This window comes from Micromonospora sp. FIMYZ51 (genome assembly GCF_038246755.1).
In the GTDB taxonomy this organism is placed as follows: Bacteria; Actinomycetota; Actinomycetes; order Mycobacteriales; family Micromonosporaceae; genus Micromonospora.
This window is the reverse complement of record NZ_CP134706.1, coordinates 6,247,422-6,272,630: the sequence shown is the minus strand read 5'-3', so window position 1 is coordinate 6,272,630 and position 25,209 is coordinate 6,247,422. Positions and strand designations below refer to the sequence as shown.

At 68.3% G+C, this 25,209-nt stretch carries 27 protein-coding genes and 1 tRNA gene; 27 read left to right on the top strand and 1 reads right to left on the bottom strand.

Annotation, left to right across the window (positions count from 1 at the left end):
- The first annotated feature begins 1 nt into the window (after position 1).
- From QQG74_RS28130 to QQG74_RS28080, 11 genes are all read left to right on the top strand, one after another.
- Positions 2 to 394, top strand: a complete 393-nt coding sequence (locus tag QQG74_RS28130; RefSeq protein WP_341717667.1) for a MaoC family dehydratase — start codon at positions 2 to 4, stop codon at positions 392 to 394.
- A gap of 127 nt (positions 395 to 521) precedes the next feature.
- A tRNA-Trp gene (locus QQG74_RS28125) sits at positions 522 to 594 on the top strand.
- 209 nt (positions 595 to 803) lie between these two features.
- A complete protein-coding gene (gene secE, locus QQG74_RS28120) occupies positions 804 to 1,196 on the top strand; it encodes a preprotein translocase subunit SecE (RefSeq protein ID WP_341717665.1) in 393 nt (130 codons plus the stop codon).
- Positions 1,197 to 1,234: 38 nt separating this feature from the next.
- Positions 1,235 to 1,957, top strand: coding sequence for a transcription termination/antitermination protein NusG (gene nusG, locus QQG74_RS28115; protein WP_341717664.1), 723 nt, complete (start codon positions 1,235 to 1,237; stop codon positions 1,955 to 1,957).
- Between the two features lie 198 nt (positions 1,958 to 2,155).
- Entirely contained in the window at positions 2,156 to 2,587 is a 432-nt protein-coding gene (gene rplK, locus QQG74_RS28110) for a 50S ribosomal protein L11 (RefSeq protein ID WP_341717663.1), read from the top strand.
- 83 nt (positions 2,588 to 2,670) lie between these two features.
- The gene (gene rplA / locus QQG74_RS28105) at positions 2,671 to 3,387 is read left to right on the top strand and encodes a 50S ribosomal protein L1 (protein WP_341717662.1); all 717 of its coding nucleotides are present in this window, start codon (positions 2,671 to 2,673) and stop codon (positions 3,385 to 3,387) included.
- Between the two features lie 463 nt (positions 3,388 to 3,850).
- The gene (gene rplJ / locus QQG74_RS28100) at positions 3,851 to 4,399 is read left to right on the top strand and encodes a 50S ribosomal protein L10 (protein ID WP_341717661.1); all 549 of its coding nucleotides are present in this window, start codon (positions 3,851 to 3,853) and stop codon (positions 4,397 to 4,399) included.
- A gap of 55 nt (positions 4,400 to 4,454) precedes the next feature.
- Complete coding sequence (gene rplL / locus QQG74_RS28095; protein ID WP_341717660.1) at positions 4,455 to 4,844, top strand: 50S ribosomal protein L7/L12; 390 nt, start codon at positions 4,455 to 4,457, stop codon at positions 4,842 to 4,844.
- 561 nt (positions 4,845 to 5,405) lie between these two features.
- Positions 5,406 to 8,837, top strand: coding sequence for a DNA-directed RNA polymerase subunit beta (locus QQG74_RS28090; protein ID WP_341717659.1), 3,432 nt, complete (start codon positions 5,406 to 5,408; stop codon positions 8,835 to 8,837).
- Between the two features lie 94 nt (positions 8,838 to 8,931).
- Positions 8,932 to 12,819: a DNA-directed RNA polymerase subunit beta' gene (locus tag QQG74_RS28085; protein WP_341721420.1), complete on the top strand. Its 3,888-nt coding sequence runs from the start codon at positions 8,932 to 8,934 to the stop codon at positions 12,817 to 12,819.
- Between the two features lie 206 nt (positions 12,820 to 13,025).
- Positions 13,026 to 13,400: a hypothetical protein gene (locus QQG74_RS28080; protein WP_341717658.1), complete on the top strand. Its 375-nt coding sequence runs from the start codon at positions 13,026 to 13,028 to the stop codon at positions 13,398 to 13,400.
- Positions 13,401 to 13,731: 331 nt separating this feature from the next.
- Here the strand turns inward: QQG74_RS28080 and QQG74_RS28075 are convergent, their stop codons facing one another.
- Positions 13,732 to 14,241, bottom strand: coding sequence for a hypothetical protein (locus QQG74_RS28075; RefSeq protein WP_341717657.1), 510 nt, complete (start codon positions 14,239 to 14,241; stop codon positions 13,732 to 13,734).
- Between QQG74_RS28075 and QQG74_RS28070 the strand changes: the two genes are divergently transcribed.
- The 16 genes from QQG74_RS28070 to rpsQ all read left to right on the top strand — a co-directional run bounded on the left by QQG74_RS28070 (position 14,231) and on the right by rpsQ (position 25,209).
- Complete coding sequence (locus tag QQG74_RS28070) at positions 14,231 to 14,602, top strand: hypothetical protein (RefSeq protein ID WP_341717656.1); 372 nt, start codon at positions 14,231 to 14,233, stop codon at positions 14,600 to 14,602. The two genes, QQG74_RS28075 and QQG74_RS28070, sit on opposite strands and share 11 nt — an antisense overlap.
- A 474-nt stretch (positions 14,603 to 15,076) precedes the next feature.
- Positions 15,077 to 15,451: a 30S ribosomal protein S12 gene (gene rpsL, locus QQG74_RS28065; protein WP_111215584.1), complete on the top strand. Its 375-nt coding sequence runs from the start codon at positions 15,077 to 15,079 to the stop codon at positions 15,449 to 15,451.
- A gap of 1 nt (position 15,452) precedes the next feature.
- Positions 15,453 to 15,923, top strand: coding sequence for a 30S ribosomal protein S7 (gene rpsG, locus QQG74_RS28060; protein ID WP_091650217.1), 471 nt, complete (start codon positions 15,453 to 15,455; stop codon positions 15,921 to 15,923).
- Between the two features lie 75 nt (positions 15,924 to 15,998).
- Positions 15,999 to 18,095 (top strand): elongation factor G, encoded by a 2,097-nt coding sequence (fusA, locus tag QQG74_RS28055; protein ID WP_341717655.1) that lies wholly within the window; start codon positions 15,999 to 16,001, stop codon positions 18,093 to 18,095.
- Between the two features lie 215 nt (positions 18,096 to 18,310).
- A complete protein-coding gene (gene tuf, locus QQG74_RS28050; RefSeq protein ID WP_341717654.1) occupies positions 18,311 to 19,504 on the top strand; it encodes an elongation factor Tu in 1,194 nt (397 codons plus the stop codon).
- A 349-nt stretch (positions 19,505 to 19,853) separates the two neighbouring features.
- Complete coding sequence (gene rpsJ, locus QQG74_RS28045) at positions 19,854 to 20,162, top strand: 30S ribosomal protein S10 (RefSeq protein WP_007073037.1); 309 nt, start codon at positions 19,854 to 19,856, stop codon at positions 20,160 to 20,162.
- 11 nt (positions 20,163 to 20,173) lie between these two features.
- Positions 20,174 to 20,833 (top strand): 50S ribosomal protein L3, encoded by a 660-nt coding sequence (rplC, locus tag QQG74_RS28040; RefSeq protein ID WP_341717653.1) that lies wholly within the window; start codon positions 20,174 to 20,176, stop codon positions 20,831 to 20,833.
- The gene (gene rplD / locus QQG74_RS28035) at positions 20,830 to 21,480 is read left to right on the top strand and encodes a 50S ribosomal protein L4 (RefSeq protein WP_341717652.1); all 651 of its coding nucleotides are present in this window, start codon (positions 20,830 to 20,832) and stop codon (positions 21,478 to 21,480) included. Before rplC ends, rplD begins: the two co-directional genes overlap by 4 nt.
- Complete coding sequence (gene rplW / locus QQG74_RS28030; protein WP_013735952.1) at positions 21,477 to 21,779, top strand: 50S ribosomal protein L23; 303 nt, start codon at positions 21,477 to 21,479, stop codon at positions 21,777 to 21,779. The genes rplD and rplW overlap by 4 nt, the downstream gene beginning before the upstream one ends.
- A 12-nt stretch (positions 21,780 to 21,791) precedes the next feature.
- Entirely contained in the window at positions 21,792 to 22,631 is an 840-nt protein-coding gene (gene rplB / locus QQG74_RS28025; RefSeq protein ID WP_341717651.1) for a 50S ribosomal protein L2, read from the top strand.
- A 12-nt stretch (positions 22,632 to 22,643) separates the two neighbouring features.
- Positions 22,644 to 22,925: a 30S ribosomal protein S19 gene (rpsS, locus tag QQG74_RS28020; protein WP_067359615.1), complete on the top strand. Its 282-nt coding sequence runs from the start codon at positions 22,644 to 22,646 to the stop codon at positions 22,923 to 22,925.
- Between the two features lie 40 nt (positions 22,926 to 22,965).
- Complete coding sequence (gene rplV / locus QQG74_RS28015; RefSeq protein WP_341717650.1) at positions 22,966 to 23,418, top strand: 50S ribosomal protein L22; 453 nt, start codon at positions 22,966 to 22,968, stop codon at positions 23,416 to 23,418.
- Positions 23,418 to 24,272 carry a 30S ribosomal protein S3 gene (gene rpsC / locus QQG74_RS28010; protein WP_341717649.1) on the top strand — a complete coding sequence of 285 codons (855 nt, stop codon included), beginning with the start codon at positions 23,418 to 23,420 and terminating at the stop codon, positions 24,270 to 24,272. Before rplV ends, rpsC begins: the two co-directional genes overlap by 1 nt.
- Positions 24,273 to 24,275: 3 nt before the next feature.
- A complete protein-coding gene (gene rplP, locus QQG74_RS28005) occupies positions 24,276 to 24,701 on the top strand; it encodes a 50S ribosomal protein L16 (RefSeq protein ID WP_007465292.1) in 426 nt (141 codons plus the stop codon).
- Positions 24,701 to 24,937, top strand: a complete 237-nt coding sequence (rpmC, locus tag QQG74_RS28000; protein ID WP_204033741.1) for a 50S ribosomal protein L29 — start codon at positions 24,701 to 24,703, stop codon at positions 24,935 to 24,937. Before rplP ends, rpmC begins: the two co-directional genes overlap by 1 nt.
- Positions 24,934 to 25,209: a 30S ribosomal protein S17 gene (gene rpsQ / locus QQG74_RS27995; protein WP_189046361.1), complete on the top strand. Its 276-nt coding sequence runs from the start codon at positions 24,934 to 24,936 to the stop codon at positions 25,207 to 25,209. Before rpmC ends, rpsQ begins: the two co-directional genes overlap by 4 nt.

Here is a 25,209-nt window from a genome sequence, read left to right as displayed (position 1 = left end):
CGTGGAGCTGCCCACCCAGACGTTCCGGGTGACCCGGGCGGACCTGGTCCGCTACGCCGGTGCCTCGGGCGACTTCAACCCGATCCACTGGAGTGACCGGTTCGCCACAAAGGTCGGCCTGCCCGGGGTGATCGCCCACGGCATGTTCACCATGGCGCTGGTCGGCCGGGCGGTCACCAGCTGGGCCGGCGCCGCCGACGCGGTGGTCGACTTCAACGTCCGGTTCACCCGCCCGGTGGTGGTACCCGACGACGACGCCGGCACCGAGATCGTGGTGAGCGCGGTGGTCCGCGAGGTGACCGAGGCGGGGCTGACCAGGCTCGACATCACCGCCACCTGCCACGGCGAGAAGGTGCTCTCGCAGGCCAGGGCCACCGTCCGGACGGCCGGCTGACCGCCGCCGGAGAGCGTGATCGGTAGACCGGTTGGGAAACTCGGGTCGGTACCCGTACACTGGTCCGCCGTGGGGCAAGTGACCCCTGCCTGGTCCTGATGACCTGGTGGGGCGAGCGTTGCCGCACAGGGGTGTAGCTCAATTGGCAGAGCAGCGGTCTCCAAAACCGCAGGCTGCAGGTTCAAGTCCTGTCACCCCTGCGCCTCAGGCCTGACCGTTCCGTGGGTCGCGCCACCTTCCGGTGGCGTCCGGCCCGTGGTGGTGGCATTGGCGGGGAGGTTCCGAGGCATCGGGCCTTCCGGTTGATCCGCCGGCCGCGGCCCGTCCCGGGACGGTTGGTCCGGCCGGCGTGACCAAGCGCCGCGCACGCGTACTGCGTGCGACCCGACATCCCGCGACGGAGGGCGAAGTGGCCGACAACAAGCGGCGCGGCGAGGACGCCGACGACGACCGCCTGAACGACGAGGTCGTCAGTGACGGCGCCGACGACGACGCCACCGACGGGGATGAGCCGGTTTCCCGGGGCGGCACCGCCACCCGGGAACGGGCCAAGGCGGAGTCCGCCGACAGCCGGTCGAAGACGCGTACCGATGCCGACAAGGTCGGGCTGTTCGGTCGCGTCGCGCGTTTCATCCGCGAGGTCGTGGCCGAACTGCGTAAGGTCATCTGGCCGACGCGCAAGGAGTTGCTGACCTACACGGCCGTGGTGATCGCGTTCGTCACGGTGATGCTGACGATCGTGGCCGTCCTCGACTACGGATTCGCCAAGGGCGTGCTGTGGGTCTTCGGCAACCCCAGCTGACCGGCTGACTGTGCCGATAGTGACGGAAGTGAGCGAGCGTGCCTGAGTACGACGAGACCGCCGAGACCCCGGACGAGCAGTCCACGGTGGCGACGGCGGCTGGTGACGAGTCGGTCGAGGCCGCCAGCGAGCCGGAGTTCGCGATGACTGAGCCAGCACCGGACGAGAGCTTCGACCCGGTCGCGGAGTTGCGGCAGAAGCTGCGCTACGCGCCGGGCGACTGGTACGTGGTGCACTCGTACGCCGGTTACGAGAACAAGGTCAAGACCAACCTCGAAACCCGGATCACCTCCCTCGACATGGAGGACTACATCTACCAGGTCGAGGTGCCGACCCGGGAAGAGGTCGAGGTCAAGAACGGCAAGCGCTCCCAGGTGCAGGCCAAGGTCTTCCCGGGCTACATCCTGGTCCGGATGGAGTTGACCGCCGAGTCCTACTCCTGCGTCCGCAACACCCCGGGCGTCACCGGTTTCGTGGGTGCCACGGACCGGGCCGACCGTCCGGCGCCGCTGAGCCTCGACGAGGTGCTCAAGTGGCTGGCGCCGGCCGTGGAGACCGAGCAGAAGAAGGCCAAGCCCGAGGTCAAGGTCCTCGACTTCGAGGTCGGCGACTCGGTGACCGTCACCGACGGTGCCTTCGCCTCGCTGCCGGCCACGATCAGCGAGATCAACGCCGACCAGCAGAAGCTCAAGGTGCTCGTCTCGATCTTCGGCCGGGAGACGCCGGTCGAGCTGAACTTCAACCAGGTCGCCAAGATCTGATTCACCAACCGCTGGCGACGGCGTCGGCCGTCGCCAGCGGCGTTTGTCCGGTTCGTTCGTCCGGCCAACCTCTGTGGGCGGGCGTTTCCAGGGCTGCGCTACCCTAGAACGTCGCTGCTGTCGAATCCGCGCTGACCGTGCGCGCCCCGACGGCGGCGTCGGTGCGAACCTTTCCCAGTTCAAGTCCCAGGAAGAGACATGCCTCCGAAGAAGAAGCTCGTCAAGACGTTCACGCTTCAGCTGCCGGCGGGCCAGGCCACCCCGGCGCCGCCGGTCGGCCCCGCGCTCGGTCAGCACGGCGTGAACATCATGGAGTTCTGCAAGTCCTACAACGCGCAGACCGAGTCGCAGCGGGGCGACATCGTCCCCGCCGAGATCAGCGTGTACGAGGACCGCACGTTCACCTTCGTGCTGAAGACCCCGCCCGCTGCCCGGCTGCTGATCAAGGCCGCCGGTGTGCAGAAGGGCTCGGGCGTCCCGCACACGCAGAAGGTCGGCTCGGTCACCCGCGCCCAGCTGCGCGAGATCGCCGAGAAGAAGATGGCCGACCTCAACGCCAACGACCTGGACCAGGCTGAGAAGATCATCGCCGGCACCGCCCGGTCGATGGGCCTGGACGTCACCGACTGACCTCGGCCACCACCGACCCGTACGGATCGTGGGAGGGCGCGCGAGCATCGCGGCCCGCCAAAGACCACAGGAGTAGACAGAACATGCAGCGCAGCAAGAGCTACCGCAAGGCCGCCGAGGCCATCGACCGGTCCAAGCTCTACACCCCCGCCGAGGCCGTCAAGCTGGCCAAGGAGAGCACCTCCACCAAGTTCGACGCCACGGTCGAGGTCGCGATGCGCCTCGGCGTCGACCCCCGCAAGGCGGACCAGATGGTCCGTGGCACGGTCAACCTGCCGCACGGCACCGGTAAGACCGCCCGCGTGATCGTCTTCGCCGCCGGCGCGAAGGCCGAGGAGGCCGTCGCCGCCGGTGCGGACGAGGTGGGCACCGACGAGTTGGTCGCCCGGATCCAGGGCGGCTGGCTGGACTTCGACGCGGCGATCGCCACGCCGGACCAGATGGCCAAGATCGGCCGGATCGCGCGGATCCTGGGCCCGCGCGGTCTCATGCCGAACCCGAAGACCGGCACCGTGACCATGGACGTCACCAAGGCGGTCTCCGACATCAAGGGCGGCAAGATCACCTTCCGGGTGGACAAGCACTCGAACCTGCACCTGATCATCGGTAAGGCCTCGTTCTCCGAGGCGCAGCTGGTCGACAACTACGCGGCCGTCCTCGACGAGGTGCTCCGGGCCAAGCCGTCGGCGGCGAAGGGCAAGTACCTGAAGAAGGTCACCCTCACCACCACCATGGGCCCGGGCGTCCCGGTCGACCCGAACCTGGTGAAGAACCTCCAGGACGCCTCGGCCGAGAGCTGAGCGGTACGCCTGCCGACGGGGCGTCGCCTACGGGCGGCGCCCCGTCGCCGTACCCGCGCTGGCTCTGAGCTGGCGGCTGCGCCTGCATCGGCGCGCATCTGCGATGCGTGGGCCGCGGCTGTTTCTGCGGTGGTGTGAGCCGGCCCACCAGCGCGGATTTGGTGGTGGTGCGGCAGGTCGCGTAGTCTTTGCACGTTGGCCACTTCGGGTGGCCGACGTTCCACCCAGAGACCGCTGGTCACCGTGCCTTGGCACGGTCGAAGGTCCCGCGATGACGGGCGACCCGCGTAGGGCGGCAAGCGAATACCGGCAGCATCCCGTGGTCCGCCGACCGCAGTGATCGCCGCCGACCTCGCCCCGTGCGCCCTGCGCCGGGGCTTTTCTGTTGCCGCGACCCTCCGCTCCTGTCGCAGTCATTCGCCTGCGCCGGTGACCAGCCTCGAAGCAACGAGAGAGGAGGGACATGGCGGACAAGCCGATCCGGGCCGACAAGGCCACGGCCGTTGCTGAGCTGACCGAGAGCTTCCGCAGCGCGGGTGCCACCGTGCTGACCGAGTACCGCGGTCTGACGGTTTCCCAGCTCACCCAGCTGCGGCGCTCGCTCGGCAAGGAGACCACCTACACGGTCGCCAAGAACACGCTGGCCAAGCGTGCTGCGGCGGACGCGGGCATCTCCGGCCTCGACGAGCTGTTCACCGGTCCTACCGCGCTGACTTTCGTTTCGGGCGACGTCGTCGAGGCGGCGAAGGGGCTTCGTGACTTCGCGAAGACCAACCCGAAGCTCGTCATCAAGGGTGGTGTCTTCGAGGGCAAGGCCATTTCCGCGGCCGAGGTCACGAAGCTCGCCGACCTGGAGTCCCGTGAGGTGCTGCTGGCCAAGCTGGCCGGCGCGATGAAGGGCAACCTGAGCAAGGCCGCGGCCCTGTTCCAGGCTCCGCTGTCGAAGACCGCCCGCCTGGCGGCTGCCCTGCAGGACAAGCGCGAGAAGGAAGGCGGCGCCGAGGCGGCCTGAGGCCGCGCGGCGCACCCACGTTCTTAGTTAAACCATTCAGGAAAGGACGCCAGACATGGCGAAGCTCAGCACCGAAGAGCTGCTCGACGCGTTCAAGGAGATGACGCTGATCGAGCTCTCGGAGTTCGTGAAGCAGTTCGAGGAGACCTTCGAGGTCACCGCCGCCGCGCCGGTTGCCGTCGCCGCGGGTGCCCCGGCCGGTGGTGGCGCCGCCGCCGAGGCCGAGCCGGAGAAGGACGAGTTCGACGTCATCCTCGACGCCGACGGTGGCAAGAAGATCCAGGTCATCAAGGTCGTGCGTGAGCTGACCGGCCTGGGCCTCAAGGAGGCCAAGGACCTGGTCGAGGCGGCCCCGAAGCCGGTTCTGGAGAAGGTCAACAAGGAGGCCGCCGACAAGGCCAAGGCCAAGCTGGAGGGCGAAGGCGCCAAGGTCACCCTCAAGTGATCTGAGCCTCACCTGGCTGTCCCGGCTCACCCGAGCGGGGGTAGTGCGACGTCGCGGCGGACGACGATCCGACACTCGGATCGTCGTCCGCCGTGCTCGTGGCGCTGCCGAACCCCGGGCGGGGGCAGGTCCGCGAGGTTCGGGCACCGGTCCGCGCCGCGCCCCGTCCGTGGGAAAGAGCATCGGATGGCGATGCCGCCCTTGACGCGGCCCCGGCAGCCAGGCACGCTGACATCAGCAAGACCTTCCGCGCTTGCGACGGCCACCGCACGGGTAGTGAAGCGGCACCAGCAACACGCCGCAGACACCCGAGCGGCCCAGCGGGAACGTTGCGTTCCGAGCGGTCCGGTGCGACCCGTGCCAGGGTCCCGAGGCCTAGTTCCGCAACGACCTGCGGGGTGGGCTGGACAGCGGTTAGCCTCTCGGCTACACTGCTAGTTTGCGCTGCCTTCCGACTTGACCCCTGCTCGGAAATGTCCGTTTGTGGATATTTTCTGGTGGGGTCATTGGAGTGCACGCGTACCAGCCGTTCTGCAGCACCGGTCCTCGGAAGGACGCATCTTGGCAGCTTCCCGCCCTGCGAAGACCAGTCGTACGTCGAGCGCATTCGCTCCCCGCCGAGTTTCCTTCGGTCGGATCACCGAACACCTCGAGGTCCCCAACCTCCTCGCCATCCAGAACGAGTCCTTCGACTGGCTCGTCGGCAACGAGGCTTGGCAGGGCCGGTCGGCGGACGACCCGCACGCACGCTCGGGTCTCGCGGAAATCCTCGACGAAATCAGTCCCATTGAGGACTTCTCCGGCACTATGTCGCTTTCCTTCTCCGCGCCGCGCTTCGACGAGGTCAAGGCCTCGATCGAGGAGTGCAAGGAGAAGGACCTCACCTACTGCGCGCCACTCTTCGTGACCGCGGAGTTCACCAACAACACCACCGGCGAGATCAAGAGCCAGACGGTGTTCATGGGTGACTTCCCGATGATGACGCCGAAGGGCACCTTCATCATCAACGGCACCGAGCGGGTGGTCGTCAGCCAGCTCGTCCGGTCGCCGGGTGTCTACTTCGACAAGCAGCCGGACAAGACCTCCGACCGTGACCTCTCCAGCGTCAAGGTCATTCCCAGCCGGGGTGCCTGGCTGGAGTTCGACATCGACAAGCGCGACACCGTCGGCGTCCGGATCGACCGCAAGCGGCGGCAGGCCGTCACGGTGCTGCTCAAGGCCGTCGGATGGTCGGCCGAGCGGATCCGGGAGAAGTTCGGCTGGTCCGAGCTGATGATGACCACGCTCGAGAAGGACCACATCGCCGGCCAGGACGAGGCGCTGCTAGACATCTACCGCAAGCTGCGCCCTGGCGAGCCGCCGACCCGCGAGAACGCCCAGACCCTGCTCGACAACCTCTTCTTCAACCCGAAGCGGTACGACGTCGCCAAGGTCGGTCGGTACAAGTTCAACAAGAAGCTCGAGCTGGACGTGCCGATCACCACCGGCACGCTCACCGAGGACGACATCGTCGCCACCGTGGAGTACCTCTGCCGGCTGCACGCCGGTGAGGAGGGCTACGAGGCCGACGACATCGACCACTTCGGCAACCGGCGCCTGCGTACGGTCGGCGAGCTGATCCAGAACCAGGTTCGGGTCGGCCTGTCCCGGATGGAGCGCGTCGTCCGTGAGCGGATGACCACGCAGGACGTCGAGGCGATCACGCCGCAGACCCTGATCAACATCCGTCCGGTGGTGGCGGCGATCCGGGAGTTCTTCGGCACCTCGCAGCTCTCCCAGTTCATGGACCAGACCAACCCGCTGGCGGGCCTGACCCACCGGCGTCGACTGAGCGCGCTCGGTCCGGGTGGTCTGTCTCGGGAGCGGGCGGGCTTCGAGGTCCGCGACGTGCACCCGTCCCACTACGGCCGGATGTGCCCGATCGAGACGCCGGAAGGCCCGAACATCGGCCTGATCGGCGCCCTGTCCACCTTCGCCCGGGTCAACCCGTTCGGCTTCATCGAGACGCCGTACCGGAAGGTCATCGACGGTCGGGTCACCGACCAGATCGACTACCTGACCGCAGACGAGGAGGACCGGTTCGTCAAGGCGCAGGCCAACGCGCCGCTGCGGGCCGACGGCACGTTCGCCGAGGATCGCGTCCTGGTCCGTCGTAAGGGCGGCGAGACCGAGGACGTCCCGCCGGCCGCGGTGGACTACATGGACGTGTCGCCGCGGCAGATGACCTCGGTCGCGACCGCGATGATCCCGTTCCTGGAGCACGACGACGCGAACCGGGCCCTGATGGGCGCGAACATGCAGCGTCAGGCGGTGCCGCTGGTCAAGGCCGAGTCCCCGCTCGTCGGCACCGGCATGGAGTACCGTGCCGCCGTCGACGCCGGTGACGTGGTGGTGGCCGAGGTCGGTGGCGTGGTCGAGGACCTCTGCGCCGACTACATCACGGTCCACCAGGACGACGGCCACCGCCGGACGTACCTGCTGCACAAGTTCCGTCGCTCCAACGCCGGCTCCTGCGTCAACCAGAAGCCGGTGGTCTTCGAGGGCGACCGGGTCGAGGCCGGCCAGGTCATCGCCGACGGTCCGTGCACCGACGAGGGCGAGATGGCGCTCGGGCGCAACCTGCTCGTGGCCTTCATGACCTGGGAGGGGCACAACTACGAGGACGCGATCATCCTGTCGCAGCGCCTCGTGCAGCAGGACGTGCTCACCTCGATCCACATCGAGGAGCACGAGGTCGACGCGCGGGACACCAAGCTCGGCCCGGAGGAGATCACCCGCGACATCCCGAACGTCAGCGAGGAAATGCTCGCCGACCTCGACGAGCGCGGCATCATCCGGATCGGCGCCGAGGTCGTTCCCGGTGACATCCTGGTCGGCAAGGTCACTCCGAAGGGTGAGACCGAGCTGACCCCGGAGGAGCGGCTGCTCCGCGCGATCTTCGGTGAGAAGGCGCGCGAGGTCCGGGACACCTCGCTGAAGGTGCCGCACGGTGAGACCGGCACGGTCATCGGCGTGCGTACCTTCTCCCGGGAGGACGGCGACGAGCTGCCGCCGGGCGTCAACGAGCTGGTCCGGGTCTACGTCGCCCAGAAGCGGAAGATCCAGGACGGCGACAAGCTCGCCGGCCGGCACGGCAACAAGGGCGTCATCTCCAAGATCCTGCCGGTCGAGGACATGCCGTTCCTGGAGGACGGCACCCCGGTCGACATCGTGCTCAACCCGCTGGGTGTGCCGAGCCGGATGAACATCGGCCAGGTGCTGGAGACCCACCTCGGGTGGGTGGCCAAGACCGGCTGGAGCGTGGACGGCGACGACGCGGAGTGGAAGCGACAGCTCCGCTCGATCGACGCGCACGAGTCCGAGCCGGACAGCAACGTGGCCACCCCGGTCTTCGACGGTGCCCGCGAGGAGGAGATCTCCGGTCTGCTCGCGTCGACCCTGCCCAACCGGGACGGCAAGCAGCTGATCGGTTCCTCCGGCAAGGCGCAGCTGTTCGACGGTCGCTCCGGCGAGCCGCTGCCGGACCCGATCGCCGTCGGCTACATCTACATCCTGAAGCTGAACCACCTGGTCGACGACAAGATCCACGCACGGTCGACCGGTCCGTACTCGATGATCACGCAGCAGCCGCTGGGTGGTAAGGCGCAGTTCGGTGGCCAGCGCTTCGGTGAGATGGAGTGCTGGGCGATGCAGGCCTACGGTGCCGCGTACGCCCTACAGGAGCTGCTGACGATCAAGTCCGACGACGTGCTCGGCCGGGTGAAGGTCTACGAGGCCATCGTCAAGGGCGAGAACATCCCGGAGCCGGGCATCCCGGAGTCGTTCAAGGTGCTGCTCAAGGAGCTTCAGTCGCTGTGCCTCAACGTTGAGGTGCTTTCCAGCGACGGTGTGGCCCTGGAGATGCGCGAGACCGACGACGAGGTGTTCCGGGCCGCGGAGGAGCTGGGTATCGACCTGTCCCGGCGCGAGCCGAGCTCGGTCGAAGAGGTGTGACGTTGGGTTCCGGGACGGGGTGACCCCCGTCCCGGGACCGAACCCCGATGAGCTGAGCTGCTGACGCAACAAGCGACGTGTGAGGGAATTGAACGTGCTCGACGTCAACTTTTTCGACGAGTTGCGAATTGGGCTGGCGACCGCAGACGACATCCGTCAGTGGTCGCACGGCGAGGTCAAGAAGCCCGAGACGATCAACTACCGCACTCTCAAGCCGGAGAAGGACGGGCTCTTCTGCGAGAAGATCTTCGGTCCGCAGCGCGACTGGGAGTGCTACTGCGGTAAGTACAAGCGGGTCCGCTTCAAGGGCATCATCTGCGAGCGCTGCGGCGTCGAGGTGACCCGCTCGAAGGTCCGCCGGGAGCGGATGGGCCACATCGAGCTCGCTGCCCCGGTGACCCACATCTGGTACTTCAAGGGCGTGCCGAGCCGGCTGGGCTACCTGCTGGACCTCGCCCCCAAGGACCTCGAAAAGATCATCTACTTCGCCTCGTACGTGGTGACGAGCGTGGACGCCGAGGCACGTCACCGTGACCTCTCGACGATCGAGAACGAGATCCTGGCCGAGAAGCGCCAGTCGGAGAACAGCCGCGACTCGGAGATCGAGAAGCGGGCCGCCAAGCTCGAGTCCGACCTGGCCGAGCTGGAGGCCGAGGGCGCGAAGGCGGACGTCCGGCGCAAGGTCAAGGAGGGCGGAGAGCGCGAGATGCGCCAGATCCGCGACCGGGCCCAGCGCGAGATCGACCGCCTGGACGAGGTGCTGGACACCTTCCGCAAGCTCGACGCGAAGCAGCTGGTCACCGACGAGCTGCTCTACCGCGAGCTGCGCGACCGGTTCGGCGAGTACTTCACCGGGGGCATGGGCGCCGAGGCGATCAAGGCCCTGGTGCAGAACATGGACCTCGACGCCGAGGCGGAGAGCCTGCGGGAGACCATCCGCACCGGCAAGGGCCAGCGGAAGATCCGGGCGCTCAAGCGGCTGAAGGTCGTGGCGGCGTTCCAGAACACCCGCAACTCGCCGCTCGGCATGGTGCTGGACTGCGTACCGGTCATCCCGCCGGACCTGCGTCCGATGGTGCAGCTGGACGGTGGCCGCTTCGCGACCAGCGACCTGAACGACCTGTACCGCCGGGTGATCAACCGGAACAACCGGCTCAAGCGACTGATCGACCTCGGCGCGCCCGAGATCATCGTCAACAACGAGAAGCGGATGCTCCAGGAGGCCGTCGACGCGCTGTTCGACAACGGCCGCCGCGGTCGGCCGGTCACCGGCCCGGGTAACCGCCCGCTGAAGTCGCTCTCCGACATGCTCAAGGGCAAGCAGGGCCGGTTCCGGCAGAACCTGCTTGGCAAGCGCGTCGACTACTCCGGCCGTTCGGTGATCGTGGTCGGCCCGAAGCTCAAGCTGCACCAGTGCGGCCTGCCCAAGCAGATGGCGCTGGAGCTGTTCAAGCCGTTCGTGATGAAGCGGCTGGTCGACCTCAACCACGCACAGAACATCAAGTCCGCCAAGCGGATGGTCGAGCGGCAGCGGCCGGTCGTGTGGGATGTGCTGGAAGAGGTCATCGGCGAGCACCCGGTGCTGCTCAACCGGGCGCCCACCCTGCACCGGCTGGGCATCCAGGCCTTCGAGCCGCAGCTGGTCGAGGGCAAGGCCATCCAGATCCACCCGCTGGTCTGCACCGCGTTCAACGCCGACTTCGACGGTGACCAGATGGCGGTGCACGTGCCGCTCTCCGCCGAGGCCCAGGCCGAGGCGCGGATCCTGATGCTGTCGTCGAACAACATCCTCAAGCCGGCCGACGGCAAGCCGGTCACCATGCCCACCCAGGACATGGTCATCGGGCTCTACCACCTGACCCACCTCACCACCGGTGAGCGCGGGGAGGGTCGGGCGTTCAGCTCGGACGCCGAGGCGCGGATGGCGTACGACAACGGCGAGCTGCACCTCCAGGCGCCGGTCAAGATCCGGCTGCGGGACGTGGTCGAGGTCGACAACGGTGCCGGTGGGCAGCCGTGGACCGCGCCCGAGGGCTGGGTTCCGGGTGAGCCGCTGACCGTGGAGACCACCCTCGGCCGGGTGCTGTTCAACGAGACCCTGCCGCAGGGCTACCGGTTCGTGAACTACGAGATCCGCAAGGGGCAGCTCTCCGCGATCGTCAACGATCTCGCCGAGCGGTTCCCGAAGGTGGCCCTCGCGGCCACCCTGGACGGGCTCAAGGAGGCCGGTTTCCACTGGGCCACCTGGTCCGGCGTCACCATCGGCATGGAGGACGTCATCGCTCCGCCGCGCAAGCGGGAGATCCTGGAGCGGTACGAGAAGGAAGCCGACCGGATCGACAAGCAGTACCAGCGTGGTCTGATGACCGCCGAGGAGCGTCGCGGCGAGCTCATCGAGATCTGGACCAAGGCGACCAACGAGGTCGCCAAGGAGATGGACACCGCGCTGCCGCAGGAGAACCCGCTGTGGAAGATGATCAACTCGGGTGCTCGCGGTAACCTGCTCCAGCTCCGGCAGATCGCGGCGATCCGTGGTCTGGTGGCCAACCCGAAGGGCGAGATCATCCCGCGGCCGATCAAGGCCAGCTACCGGGAGGGTCTGTCCGTGCTGGAGTACTTCATCTCCACGCACGGTGCCCGTAAGGGTCTCGCGGACACCGCCCTGCGTACCGCCGACTCGGGTTACCTGACCCGGCGTCTGGTGGACGTCTCGCAGGACGTCATCATCCGCGAGGAGGACTGCGGCACCGATCGGGCCATCCCGATGCAGATCGGTCAGCAGCTCGACGGCCGGCTCGTGGTGCACGAGCACGCCGAGACCAGCGTGCACGCCCGCACGCTGGCCGACGACATCAAGGGTCCGGACGGCACCGTCGTCGCCGAGCGGGGCGCCGACATCAACTCGATCCTGGTCGACCGGATCGTCGCCGCCGGGGTGGATACCGTCCGGGTACGCAGCGTGCTCACCTGCGAGTCGAAGCTGGGCGTCTGCGGTGCGTGCTACGGCCGCTCGCTGCCGACCGGCAAGATCGTGGACGTCGGCGAGGCGGTCGGCATCATCGCCGCCCAGTCGATCGGTGAGCCGGGTACGCAGCTGACGATGCGTACCTTCCACACCGGTGGCGTCGCGGGTGAGGACATCACCCAGGGTCTGCCCCGGGTCCAGGAGATCTTCGAGGCCCGGATCCCGAAGGGCAAGGCGCCGATCGCCGACACCCCGGGCCGGATCCGGATCGAGGACGGCGAGCGGTCGCGCAAGATCGTCGTGATCCCGGACGACGGCAGCGACGAGATCGTCTACGACAAGATCTCGAAGCGGGTCCGGCTGCGGGCACACGACGGCGACCACGTCGACGTCGGCGAGAAGCTCACCGAGGGCACCATCGACCCGCACGAGCTGCTGCGCATCCTCGGTCCGCGGGCGGTCCAGGTCCACCTGACCCAGGAGGTCCAGGAGGTCTACCGCTCGCAGGGCGTGCTCATCCACGACAAGCACATCGAGATCATCATCCGCCAGATGCTCAAGCGGGTGACGGTCATCGACTCCGGCTCGACCGAGTTCCTGCCGGGCGTGCTGGTCGACCGGGCGCTGTTCGAGTCGGAGAACCGCCGGCTCGTCGGCGAGGGTGGCGAGCCCGCCGCCGGTCGTCCGGTGCTGATGGGCATCACCAAGGCCTCGCTGGCCACCGACTCCTGGCTCTCGGCGGCCTCCTTCCAGGAGACCACCCGGGTGCTGACCGACGCGGCGATCCACGCCCGCAGCGACTCGCTGATCGGCCTCAAGGAGAACGTGATCATCGGTAAGCTCATCCCGGCCGGTACCGGCATCAGCAAGTACCGCAACGTCCGGGTCGAGCCGACCGAGGAGGCGAAGGCCAAGGTCTACTCGATGACCGGCTACCCGGAGACCGACTACGGCTTCGGGCCGGCCAGCGGCCAGGCGGTTCCGCTGGACGACTTCGACTTCGGGTCGTACCGCTGAGTTATCCGCTCTGACAAGTTATCCGCTCTGACAACGAGGCCCCCGGCATCCGCCGGGGGCCTCGTTCGTCGGTACCGGTCCGGTACGGCTGAGCGTCCGCTGCGCGAGGTCGACCCGCCCTGCGTCAGGGTGGACGACCCGCACGCCGTGGCTTTCGCCCCACAGGATCCGGGTCTCCGGCTCCGGCGACGGGGCATGATGGAGGCATGACGACCGCCGCCGGCCCCATGCCGGTCGCTCCACCACCGGAGCCGCCCCGGCATCCGCTCGACCCCGACCCGGTCCGGGCCACGAAGGCGAGGGCGGTCTTCGCGCTCGGTCTGATGGGCGCGCTTACCGGTCTGTTCATCGGGGGAGTGGTGCCGGCCACGGTGGCGCTCCAACTGTCCCGGCAGGCGCGCCGCGAGGCGTACGCCTCGGGAGGTTTTCTCACCGGCGCGGCCTGGCTGCGGCGCGGCGAGAGCCTGGCCTGGACGGGCCTGGTACTGGCCGCGGTGACTGTGGTCGCCGCGATTGTGGTCGGCGTGATCCGGCTCGCCGAGGTGCCCTACGGCCACGATTTCGCGCCGAACATCGACTGACCCGCCCCGGGGCCTGTCAGGGGCGGTGATCGGCTGCGTGCCGCCCGGACTGGGGTGTCCGGCCTGCCCGAACCCCGCCGTTGCGCCGAACTGGTGTCGATCAGGGCGGCATCTCCCGCGCCGCACGCCGATCAGCTGATCGGCGACGGTAGCCTGACGTTGTCCACCGCGCGGTGGTGGACGCGGCCGATGAGGAGGATCCTGTGACGGAACCGGCGCGTCCCGAGAGCGGTGAACCCGCTCGACCTACCGCCGGGCGCCCGGAGACCGAGACACCGGAACCGAGCGGGTGGGGGCCTCCGGCATCCCCGCCGGCACCCTTCCCCACGGGCTACCCACAGTCCTCGCCCGCACCCTCCGCGCCGGTGCCGCCCAACTCGTCCGTACCACCACCCGTGCCCTCCGCGCCGCCGCTCCCACCGGGCTCGCCGCCGCTCCCACCGGGGGCGTTCGCGCCGGTGCCGCCCGGCTGGCCGTCGTTCCCGCCGGGGCCGCCGGGGTTCGGGCCGCCGTCGTTTTCACCGGGGCCGTCGGGCTTCGAATCGCGACCGGGGCCGCCAGGGTCGCCGGGCTTCGGGCCGCCGTCGTTCTCGCCGGGGCCGTCGGGCTCCGAATCGCGACCGGGGTCGCCGGGCTTCGGGTCGCCGTCGTTCCCGCCCGGGCCGTCGGGCATCGGATCGTCGTCGTTCTCGCCCGAGCCGTCGGGCTTCGGGCCGCCGTCGGGGCCGCCGGGTGGGGGAGCGTCGGGCTGGCCGCCCGGTTCGGGCTGGGGAGGCGGCAACCCCGCGCCGCCGCAGGACCGGCCCCGGCCGCCGAAGCGGGTGGAGCAGGTGCCCGGCACTCCGTTCGCGATGGTGCACCTCGACGTGCCGCCGGTCACCTCGGGCCTGGCGGTCGGCTCGCTGGTGGCTGGAATCACCTCCATCCTGGTGTCGTTCCTGGTCATCTGCTTCGGTGCGGTCGCGGGAGGGACGGCCGGTGTGTGGGCCGCCGGCGCCTTCACCGCGCTCGGTGGGCTGACCGGCGCCGGTGCCGTCGTCGCGGGCCTGTTGGGCCAGCGCCAGATCCGGCGACCGGCGCCTCCGCCCGCGGTCCGGTTCACCGGTCGTGGTCTGGCGATCGCCGGGATCAGCTGTGGTGGCGCCGGGCTGTTGCTGAGCCTGCTGGGCATGGCTCTGGCGGTCCTGCTAGCGGTGGCCTGACCTGCCCTGACGCCCGGTCGGGGGCTCGGCGGGCGGTTTCCGGCGGAGCCGGTACACTTGTCTCCGTAGGTGCCCATCACGGGCGGGTGGAGTGACGGGACCGGTCGCCGCACGGTGTGCAGGCTGGCGGGTCTTCCGTTTTGACCTGCGCGGCTGTGGTAGGTACTCTTTCCCCTTGTGCCCGGGCCTGCCCGGGCAACTCGTGCGTGCGTTGGATCCGGTCATCCGGGATCCGAGTGGCGCCACGACTGAGCAAGATGATCCGGCCTGCGGCGACCCGTGTGCCGGTGACAGAACCCCGGGCCGCACGTGCATGTGTCGGAGCCGGGACCGTGAGACGGGCGACACGCCCGACCGCGGGTGCCGGGACCTCCGCGAGGTGGCCCTGGCCGGAATGTAGGAGAGTCGATCACCCGGTCGGCTACGGCAGACGGCGCGGCCGCGACGAGCGGCCGAAGGGAGCGGAGAAACCCGGTGCCCACGATCCAGCAGCTGGTCCGAAAGGGCCGCCAGGCAAAGACGAGTAAGACCAAGACCCCGGCGCTGAAGGGATCCCCTCAGCGGCGCGGCGTGTGCACCCGCGTGTACACCACCACCCCGAAGAAGCCGAACTCGGCGCTGCGCAAGGTCGCTCGTGTCAAGCTCAGCAGCCAGGTCGAGGTGACCGCCTACATCCCGGGTGTCGGACACAACCTGCAGGAGCACTCGATCGTGCTCGTCCGCGGTGGTCGTGTGAAGGACCTCCCCGGCGTGCGTTACAAGATCGTTCGCGGCTCGCTGGACACCCAGGGTGTCCGCAACCGCAAGCAGGCGCGCAGCCGTTACGGCGCGAAGAAGGAGAAGAGCTGACATGCCGCGTAAGGGACCCGCTCCGCGGCGGCCGCTGGTCGCTGACCCGGTGTACAACTCGCCGCTGGTCACTCAGTTGGTGAACAAGATCCTCCTGCGGGGCAAGCGTCAGCTGGCCGAGCGCGTCGTGTACGCGGCGCTTGAGGGCTGCCGGGAGAAGTCCGGCACCGACCCGGTCGTCACGCTCAAGCGGGCGATGGACAACGTCAAGCCGACGCTTGAGGTCCGCAGCCGCCGGGTTGGTGGCGCGACCTACCAGGTGCCGGTCGAGGTCCGCCCGGCCCGGGCGACCACGCTGGGCCTGCGCTGGCTGGTCACCTACTCCCGCGCCCGGCGCGAGAAGACCATGGTCGAGCGGCTGATGAACGAGCTGCTGGACGCGAGCAACGGCCTCGGTGCCGCCGTCAAGCGGCGCGAGGACACGCACAAGATGGCGGAGTCCAACAAGGCCTTCGCGCACTACCGCTGGTAACACCCTGGTCCCGGCGCCCAACCGGTGCCGGGACCGCCACCAGTTGTGTCGAGACGACGATAAGTAGGGATTGAAGTGGCCGCCGCAGACGCGCTCGCCAACGTACGCAATATCGGCATCATGGCGCACATCGATGCCGGTAAGACCACTACCACCGAGCGAATCCTGTTCTACACCGGTATCACGTACAAGATCGGTGAGGTCCACGAGGGCGCTGCCGTCATGGACTGGATGGAGCAGGAGCAGGAGCGCGGTATCACCATCACTTCCGCCGCCACGAAGTGCGAGTGGAAGGGCCACACGATCCAGATCATCGACACGCCCGGCCACGTCGACTTCACGGTCGAGGTGGAGCGGTCGCTGCGGGTGCTGGACGGTGCGGTCGCGGTCTACGACGGCGTGGCCGGCGTGGAGCCGCAGACGGAGAACGTCTGGCGCCAGGCGGACAAGTACAACGTCCCCCGGATGTGTTTCGTCAACAAGCTTGACCGCACCGGTGCGGACTTCTTCCGCTGCGTGCAGATGATGATCGACCGGCTGAACGCCACCCCGCTGGTGCTCCAGATCCCGATCGGCGCCGAGTCCGACTTCATCGGCGTGGTCGACCTGGTCGAGATGCGTGCCCTCACCTGGCGTGGCGAGACCCAGAAGGGTGAGGACTACGCGGTCGAGGAGATCCCGGCCGACCTCGCCGACGCCGCCGCGGAGTGGCGCGAGAAGCTGATGGAGACGCTTGCCGACGTCGACGACTCGGTGATGGAGAAGTACCTGGAGGGCGAGGAGATCTCCGCCGAGGAGATCAAGGCCGCCATCCGTCGCGCCACCATCGGCGGCAAGGCCAACCCGGTCCTCACCGGCACCGCCTTCAAGAACAAGGGCATCCAGCCGATGCTGGACGCGGTCGTCGCGTACCTGCCGTCGCCGCTGGACATCCCGGCGATCGAGGGTACGGCCACCGACGGCGAGACCCCGATGCAGCGTAAGCCGTCGGTGTCGGAGCCGTTCTCCGGTCTGGCCTTCAAGATCCAGACGGACAAGCACCTCGGCAAGCTCACCTACGTCCGGGTCTACTCCGGCACGCTCGAGTCGGGTTCCCAGGTGGTCAACTCCACCAAGGACCGCAAGGAGCGGATCGGCAAGATCTACCAGATGCACGCCAACAAGCGGGAAGAGCGCAGCACCGCCAAGGCTGGCGACATCATCGCGGTGCAGGGTCTGAAGCAGACCACCACCGGTGACACCCTCTGCGACCCGGCGAACCCGGTCATCCTGGAGTCGATGACCTTCCCGGAGCCGGTCATCGAGGTGGCCATCGAGCCGAAGACCAAGGCCGACCAGGAGAAGCTCAGCACCGCCATCCAGCGGCTGGCCGAGGAGGACCCGACCTTCCGCGTCAAGCTGGACGACCAGACCGGCCAGACGGTCATCTCCGGCATGGGCGAGCTGCACCTGGACATCCTGGTCGACCGGATGCGCCGCGAGTTCAACGTCGAGGCGAACATCGGTAAGCCGCAGGTGGCGTACCGCGAGACCATCCGCCGCAAGGTGGAGAAGGTCGAGTACACCCACAAGAAGCAGACCGGTGGTTCCGGCCAGTACGCCCGGGTGATCATCAGCCTGGAGCCGCTGCCGCTCGGGAACGACGCGCCGACGTACGAGTTCGCCAACGCCGTCACCGGTGGCCGCATCCCCCGGGAGTTCATCCCCTCGGTGGACGCGGGCGCGCAGGACGCCATGCAGTACGGCATCCTCGCCGGCTTCCCCCTGGTGGGCATCAAGCTCACCCTGGTGGACGGCCAGTACCACGAGGTCGACTCGTCGGAAATGGCGTTCAAGATCGCCGGCTCGATGGCGATGAAGGAGGCGGCCCGCAAGGCCGACCCCGCCCTCCTCGAGCCGATGATGGCCGTTGAGGTCACCACTCCTGAGGAGAACATGGGTGACGTCATCGGTGACCTCAACTCCCGCCGCGGCATCATCCAGGCGATGGAGGAGCGCAGCGGCGCCCGTGTCGTCCGGGCTCTGGTGCCGTTGTCGGAGATGTTCGGCTACGTCGGCGACCTGCGGTCGAAGACCCAGGGCCGGGCTAGCTACAGCATGCAGTTCGACTCCTACGCCGAGGTTCCGGCCTCGGTGGCCAAGGAGATCATCGCCAAGGCGACGGGTGAGTGACGCTCGCCTGAGCTGATCCGACGGTGGTCGCGGGAGGATTCCCCGACCGCGACCACCTCGGTCGGATTGGATGAATTCCGGGCCTGTAGGCTTCATCGCCGCAGAACCCACAAAGCTCTCCGGCCCCTCAGGCCGGAAAGGCTGTCGACAGAGTCCTAAGCGCCGACCTGGCGCACCGGGGCGAGAAGAACCAAGAAGTCCACAGGAGGACACCAGTGGCGAAGGCGAAGTTCGAGCGGACTAAGCCGCACGTCAACATCGGCACCATTGGTCACATCGACCACGGTAAGACGACGCTGACGGCGGCCATCACCAAGGTCCTGCACGACCAGTACCCGGACCTGAACCCGTACACGCCGTTCGACGAGATCGACAAGGCGCCGGAGGAGAAGGCTCGCGGCATCACGATCTCGATCTCGCACGTCGAGTACCAGACCGAGGCGCGGCACTACGCGCACGTCGACTGCCCCGGTCACGCCGACTACATCAAGAACATGATCACCGGTGCCGCGCAGATGGACGGCGCGATCCTGGTGGTCGCGGCGACCGACGGCCCGATGCCGCAGACCCGCGAGCACGTGCTGTTGGCCCGTCAGGTCGGCGTGCCGTACATCGTCGTGGCGCTCAACAAGAGCGACATGGTCGACGACGAGGAGCTGCTGGAGCTCGTCGAGCTCGAGGTCCGCGAGCTGCTCTCGTCGCAGGAGTACCCGGGCGACGACCTGCCGGTCGTGCGCGTCTCGGCGCTCAAGGCCCTTGAGGGTGACCCGGAGTGGACCGGTCGCCTGATGGAGCTGATGAACGCTGTCGACACCGCGATCCCGCAGCCGGAGCGCGAGACCGAGAAGCCGTTCCTGATGCCGATCGAGGACGTCTTCACGATCACCGGTCGGGGCACCGTCGTCACCGGTCGCGCGGAGCGCGGCGTCCTCAAGCCGAACGAGGAGGTGGAGATCGTCGGTATCCGCGAGAAGTCGCAGAAGACGGTCTGCACCGGCATCGAGATGTTCCGCAAGCTGCTCGACGAGGCCCGCGCGGGTGAGAACGTCGGTCTGCTGCTGCGGGGCATCAAGCGCGAGGACGTCGAGCGCGGCATGGTGGTCGTCAAGCCGGGCACCACGACCCCGCACACGGAGTTCGAGGCGACGGTCTACATCCTCTCCAAGGAGGAGGGCGGCCGGCACACCCCGTTCTTCCAGAACTACCGTCCGCAGTTCTACTTCCGGACCACGGACGTCACCGGTGTCGTCACCCTCCCCGAGGGCACCGAGATGGTCATGCCTGGCGACAACACCACGATGACCGTGAAGCTGATCCAGCCCATCGCGATGGAGGAAAACCTCAAGTTCGCGATCCGGGAGGGTGGCCGTACGGTCGGCGCTGGTCGCGTCACCAAGATCATCAAGTGAGCTGGGTAACCCCGATTAGACCCGCCGCCGGTCGTGCGGCATACTAGTCAGGTTGCGTAACGACAGTTCGCCTCCCGTGTTCGGCTCACGCTGAACCTCCGGGTGGGCAGAGCAGTCGGGCGTGGGGTGGTTGGCGGTCGCCCGCCAACCACCCTTGCGCGGCGTTCAGGTCGCGGTAGCGCGATCGGCGCCTGGACCCACCGCGGGTCAGGATCGCTCCGGTATCCCGGGGCGGAGCCTGGCCCAAGGGCGCGACACGCCCGACCGCGGGGGTGGGCGAAGAGGGCCTGTGCCAGCCGGTACAGGCACCCGCAACACAGCGGCATCGAGAGAAGGAACAGAAGCCACCATGGCGGGACAGAAGATCCGCATCCGGCTCAAGGCCTATGACCACGAGGTCGTCGACTCCTCGGCTCGGAAGATCGTCGAGACGGTGACGCGTACCGGGGCGCAGGTCGCGGGCCCGGTGCCGCTGCCCACGGAGATCAACCGTTTCTGCGTCATCCGCTCGCCGCACAAGTACAAGGACTCGCGCGAGCACTTCGAGATGCGTACGCACAAGCGGCTTATCGACATCATCGACCCGACCCCGAAGACGGTCGACTCGCTCATGCGCCTCGACCTGCCGGCTGGCGTCGACATCGAGATCAAGCTGTAGGGACCGGACACATGGACAGGCAAGTTAAGGGGATCCTGGGCGCGAAGCTCGGCATGACCCAGGTCTGGGACAACAACCGCGTTGTCCCGGTGACCGTGGTTCAGGCCGGCCCCTGCGTCATCACCCAGGTTCGTAACGCCGACAAGGACGGTTACTCCGCGGTCCAGCTGGCGTACGGCACGATCGACCCGCGCAAGGTCAAGCAGCCGCTCCGCGGGCACTACGCCAAGGCTGACGTGGCGCCGCGCCGGCACATCGTCGAGCTGCGCACCATCGACGCCGCGGACTACTCGCTCGGCCAGGAGATCACGGTCGAGGAGTTCCCGGTCGGCGTCTCGGTCGACGTCACCGGCAAGACCAAGGGCAAGGGCTACGCCGGCCCGATGAAGCGGCACGGCTTCCACGGTCTGCGCGCCAGCCACGGTGTCGAGCGCAAGCACCGCTCGCCGGGCTCCATCGGCGCCTGCGCCACCCCGGGTCGGGTCTTCAAGGGCACCCGGATGGCGGGCCGCATGGGTGGTGTGCGCTACACCGTGCAGAACCTGACCATCCAGGCGGTCGACACCGAGAACAACCTCCTGCTCGTCCGGGGTGCCATTCCGGGCCCCAAGGGCGCGCTGGTCCTGGTCCGCACCGCGGCCAAGGCGAAGAAGGGCGGTGTGGCCAAGTGACCACCGTTGACGTCCGTAACACCGAAGGCGCCACCACCGGCTCGGTCGAGCTGCCCGCCGACATCTTCGACGTGCAGGCCAACATCGCGCTGATGCACCAGGTCGTGGTGGCGCAGCTCGCGGCGGCCCGGCAGGGCACCCACAAGACCAAGACCCGTGGTGAGGTCTCCGGCGGCGGCAAGAAGCCGTACAAGCAGAAGGGCACCGGTCGGGCCCGGCAGGGTTCGATCCGCGCGCCGCAGTTCGCCGGTGGTGGCGTGGTGCACGGCCCGGTGCCGCGCGACTACAGCCAGCGCACCCCGAAGAAGATGAAGGCCGCTGCCCTGCGTGGCGCCCTGTCGGACCGGGCCCGCGCCGGCCAGGTGCACGTCGTCGAGGCGTTCGTCTCGGGCGAGAAGCCGTCGATCAAGGCCGCGCTGGCCACCCTCGCCAAGCTGACCGACGCCCGCCGGGTACTGGTCGTGCTGAGCAGCACCGACGAGCTGAACTGGCTGTCGCTGCGCAACGAGCCGCGGGTGCACCTGATCGAGGCCGGCCAGCTGAACACGTACGACGTGCTGGTGGCCGACGACGTGGTCTTCACCAAGGCGGCCCTGGACGAGTTCCTGGGCGTCCCCGCCGAGACCACCGAGGAGGGTGGCAAGTGAGCACGATCGCCGACCCGCGCGACATCATCGTGGCGCCGGTCGTCTCGGAGAAGAGCTACAGCGAGCTGAACCGCAACTGGTACACCTTCCTGGTGCACCCGGACGCGAACAAGACGGCGATCAAGATCGCCATCGAGCAGATCTTCAACGTCCGCGTCCTGACGGTCAACACGCTCAATCGCGAGGGCAAGCGCAAGCGGACCCGTACCGGGTTCGGCAAGCGCAAGAACACCAAGCGGGCGATGGTGAAGCTGGCTGAGGGCGACCGCATCGAGGCCTTCGGCGGCCCGGTCAGCTGAGGGGTGTAGACAATGGCTATCCGTAAGTACAAGCCGACGACGCCGGGCCGGCGTGGCTCGAGCGTCGCCGACTTCGCCGAGATCACCCGGTCGACGCCCGAGAAGTCGCTGCTGGCGCCGCTGCCGAAGAAGGGCGGTCGGAACGTCCACGGCCGGATCACCGCCCGGCACCAGGGTGGTGGCCACAAGCGCCAGTACCGGATCATCGACTTCAAGCGGGTCGACAAGGACGGCGTGCCGGCCAAGGTCGCGCACATCGAGTACGACCCGAACCGCACCGCGCGCATCGCGCTGCTGCACTACCTCGACGGCGAGAAGCGTTACATCATCGCGCCGAAGGACCTGAAGCAGGGCGACCGCGTCGAGTCTGGTCCGAGCGCCGACATCAAGCCGGGCAACAACCTGCCGCTGCGCAACATCCCGGTCGGTACCACGATCCACAACGTGGAGCTGCGGCCCGGTGGCGGGGCCAAGCTGGCCCGCTCGGCCGGCGTCGGCATCCAGCTGCTCGGCCGGGAGGGCGCGTACGCGACCCTGCGTATGCCGTCCGGCGAGATCCGGCGGGTCGACGTGCGCTGCCGCGCCAGCATCGGCGAGATCGGCAACGCCGACCAGTCAAACATCAACTGGGGCAAGGCCGGCCGGATGCGGTGGAAGGGCAAGCGCCCGACCGTCCGTGGTGTCGCCATGAACCCGGTCGACCACCCGCACGGTGGTGGCGAGGGCAAGACCTCCGGTGGTCGCCACCCGGTCAACCCGCAGGGTAAGCCCGAGGGCCGCACCCGTCGTAAGGGCCAGCCGAGTGACCGGCTGATCGTCCGCCGCCGCTACGCCACGCGTAAGCGCGGCTGAGGGAGATAAGACATGCCTCGCAGCCTGAAGAAGGGCCCGTTCATCGACGACCACCTGCTCAAGAAGGTGGAGACGCAGAACGAGAAGGGCTCGAAGAACGTCATCAAGACTTGGTCGCGCCGCTCGACGATCATCCCGGACATGCTCGGGCACACGATCGCGGTGCACGACGGACGTAAGCACGTCCCGGTGTTCGTGACCGAGGCGATGGTCGGGCACAAGCTCGGCGAGTTCGCGCTGACCCGCACGTTCAAGGGTCACGAGAAGGACGACCGGAAGAGCCGCCGGCGCTGACGCCGCGGGCATACGGATAGAGGATCAAGGGGTTACAGCGATGCCAGGAAAGGGCGACGCTCCGGTGCTTCCGGGCGCGCGGGCGGTTGCGCGGTATGTGCGCATCTCGCCGATGAAGGCGCGCCGGGTGGTCAACCTCGTCCGCGGCCTGCCCGCGAAGGAGGCGCTCACGGTGCTGCAGTTCGCGCCGCAGGCAGCGAGCGAGCAGGTATACAAGGTGCTCGCGAGCGCGATCGCCAACGCGGAGAACAACGAGCGGCTGGACCCCGACGCGCTGCTCGTCAGCGAGGCGTTCGTGGACGAGGGCCCGACCATGAAGCGGTTCCAGCCGCGGGCGCAGGGCCGGGCGTACCGGATCCGCAAGCGCACGTGCCACATCACCGTGGCGGTCGAGGCGGTGGCGCCGGCCGCGCCGAAGTCGGCGAAGAAGACGGCCCCGGCGAAGCAGACCGCGCCGGCTGAGACGCAGAGCAACACGGAGGGCGCCGAGTAATGGGTCAGAAGGTTCACCCGCACGGGTTCCGGCTCGGCATCTCGACCGACTGGAAGTCCCGCTGGTTCGCGGACAAGCTCTACAAGGACTACATCGGCGAGGATGTCAAGATCCGCCGGATGATGTCCAAGGGGCTGGAGCGCGCCGGCATCTCCAAGGTCGACATCGAGCGCACCCGCGACCGGGTCCGCGTCGACATCCACACCGCCCGGCCGGGCATCGTCATCGGCCGTAAGGGTGCCGAGGCCGACCGGATCCGCGGCGAGCTGGAGAAGCTCACCGGCAAGCAGGTGCAGCTGAACATCATCGAGGTGAAGAACCCCGAGTCGGACGCGCAGCTGGTTGCCCAGGGCGTGGCCGAGCAGCTCTCCAGCCGGGTCAGCTTCCGTCGGGCGATGCGCAAGGCGATGCAGTCGGCGATGAAGAACCCGATGTGCAAGGGCATCCGGGTGCAGGTCTCGGGTCGCCTCGGCGGCGCCGAGATGAGCCGTACGGAGTTCTACCGCGAGGGTCGGGTTCCGCTGCACACGCTGCGGGCCAACATCGAGTACGGCTTCTTCGAGGCGCGTACCACCTTCGGCCGCATCGGCGTGAAGGTCTGGATCTACAAGGGCGACGCGGTGCCGGGTCGGGAGACCCCGACCGAGGCTCCGTCGCGCCCGCGCCGGGAGCGCGGCGACCGCCCCGAGCGGCCGCGCCGTGGTCGCTCCGGTTCGTCCGGTACGACCTCCGGTGGCACCGAGGCCGGCCGGGCCGCCGCGACGACCGTCGGGCAGCAGGCCGAGACGCCGAGCGGTGAGCCGGTGGACGCTTCCGCCGTCGCCGCCGCGGCAGAAACGCAGCAGGAGGGCTGACAGATGCTGATGCCGCGCAAGCCCCCGAAGGGCTTCCGCAAGCCGCACCACCCGGACCGCAGTGGCGCGTCCAAGGGTGGCAACCGGGTGGTGTTCGGCGAGTTCGGGATCCAGGCTCTCGAGCCGGCGTACGTGACCAACCGGCAGATCGAGTCGGCGCGTATCGCGATGACCCGCCACATCAAGCGTGGTGGCAAGGTCTGGATCACCATCTTCCCGGACCAGGCCCTCACCAAGAAGCCGGCGGAAACCCGGATGGGTTCCGGTAAGGGCTCGCCCGAGTGGTGGGTCGCAAACGTCAAGCCGGGGCGGGTGCTCTTCGAGATGTCCTTCCCCAACGAGCAGATCGCGCGAGAGGCGATGCGTCGCGCGATTCACAAGCTCCCGATGAAGTGCCGCATTGTGACGCGCGAAGTGGGTGAATCCTGATGGCAGCGGGCGTTAAGGCCGCCGAGCTGCGTGAGCTCTCCCAGGAGGAGCTGGTCACGAAGCTGCGCGAGGCCAAGGCGGAGCTGTTCAACCTCCGCGTGCAGGCCGCAACCGGGCAGCTGGACAACAACCGGCGGTTGCAGGTCATCCGCCGGGAGATCGCCCGGATCTACACGATCATGCGTGAGCGCGAGCTGGGGCTCTCGGCCGCGCCGACTGAGGTGACTGCAGGATGAGCGAGAACACCACCACCGCCACGCGTGGCCGCCGCAAGGTGCGTGAGGGCCTCGTGGTCAGCGACAAGATGGACAAGACCGTCGTCGTCGAGGTCGAGGACCGGGTCAAGCACGCGCTGTACGGCAAGATCATGCGCCGGACCAGCAAGCTCAAGGTCCACGACGAGCAGAACTCCGCCGGCATCGGCGACCGGGTCCTCATCATGGAGACCCGGCCGCTGTCCGCCACCAAGCGGTGGCGGCTCGTGGAGATCCTCGAGAAGGCCAAGTAG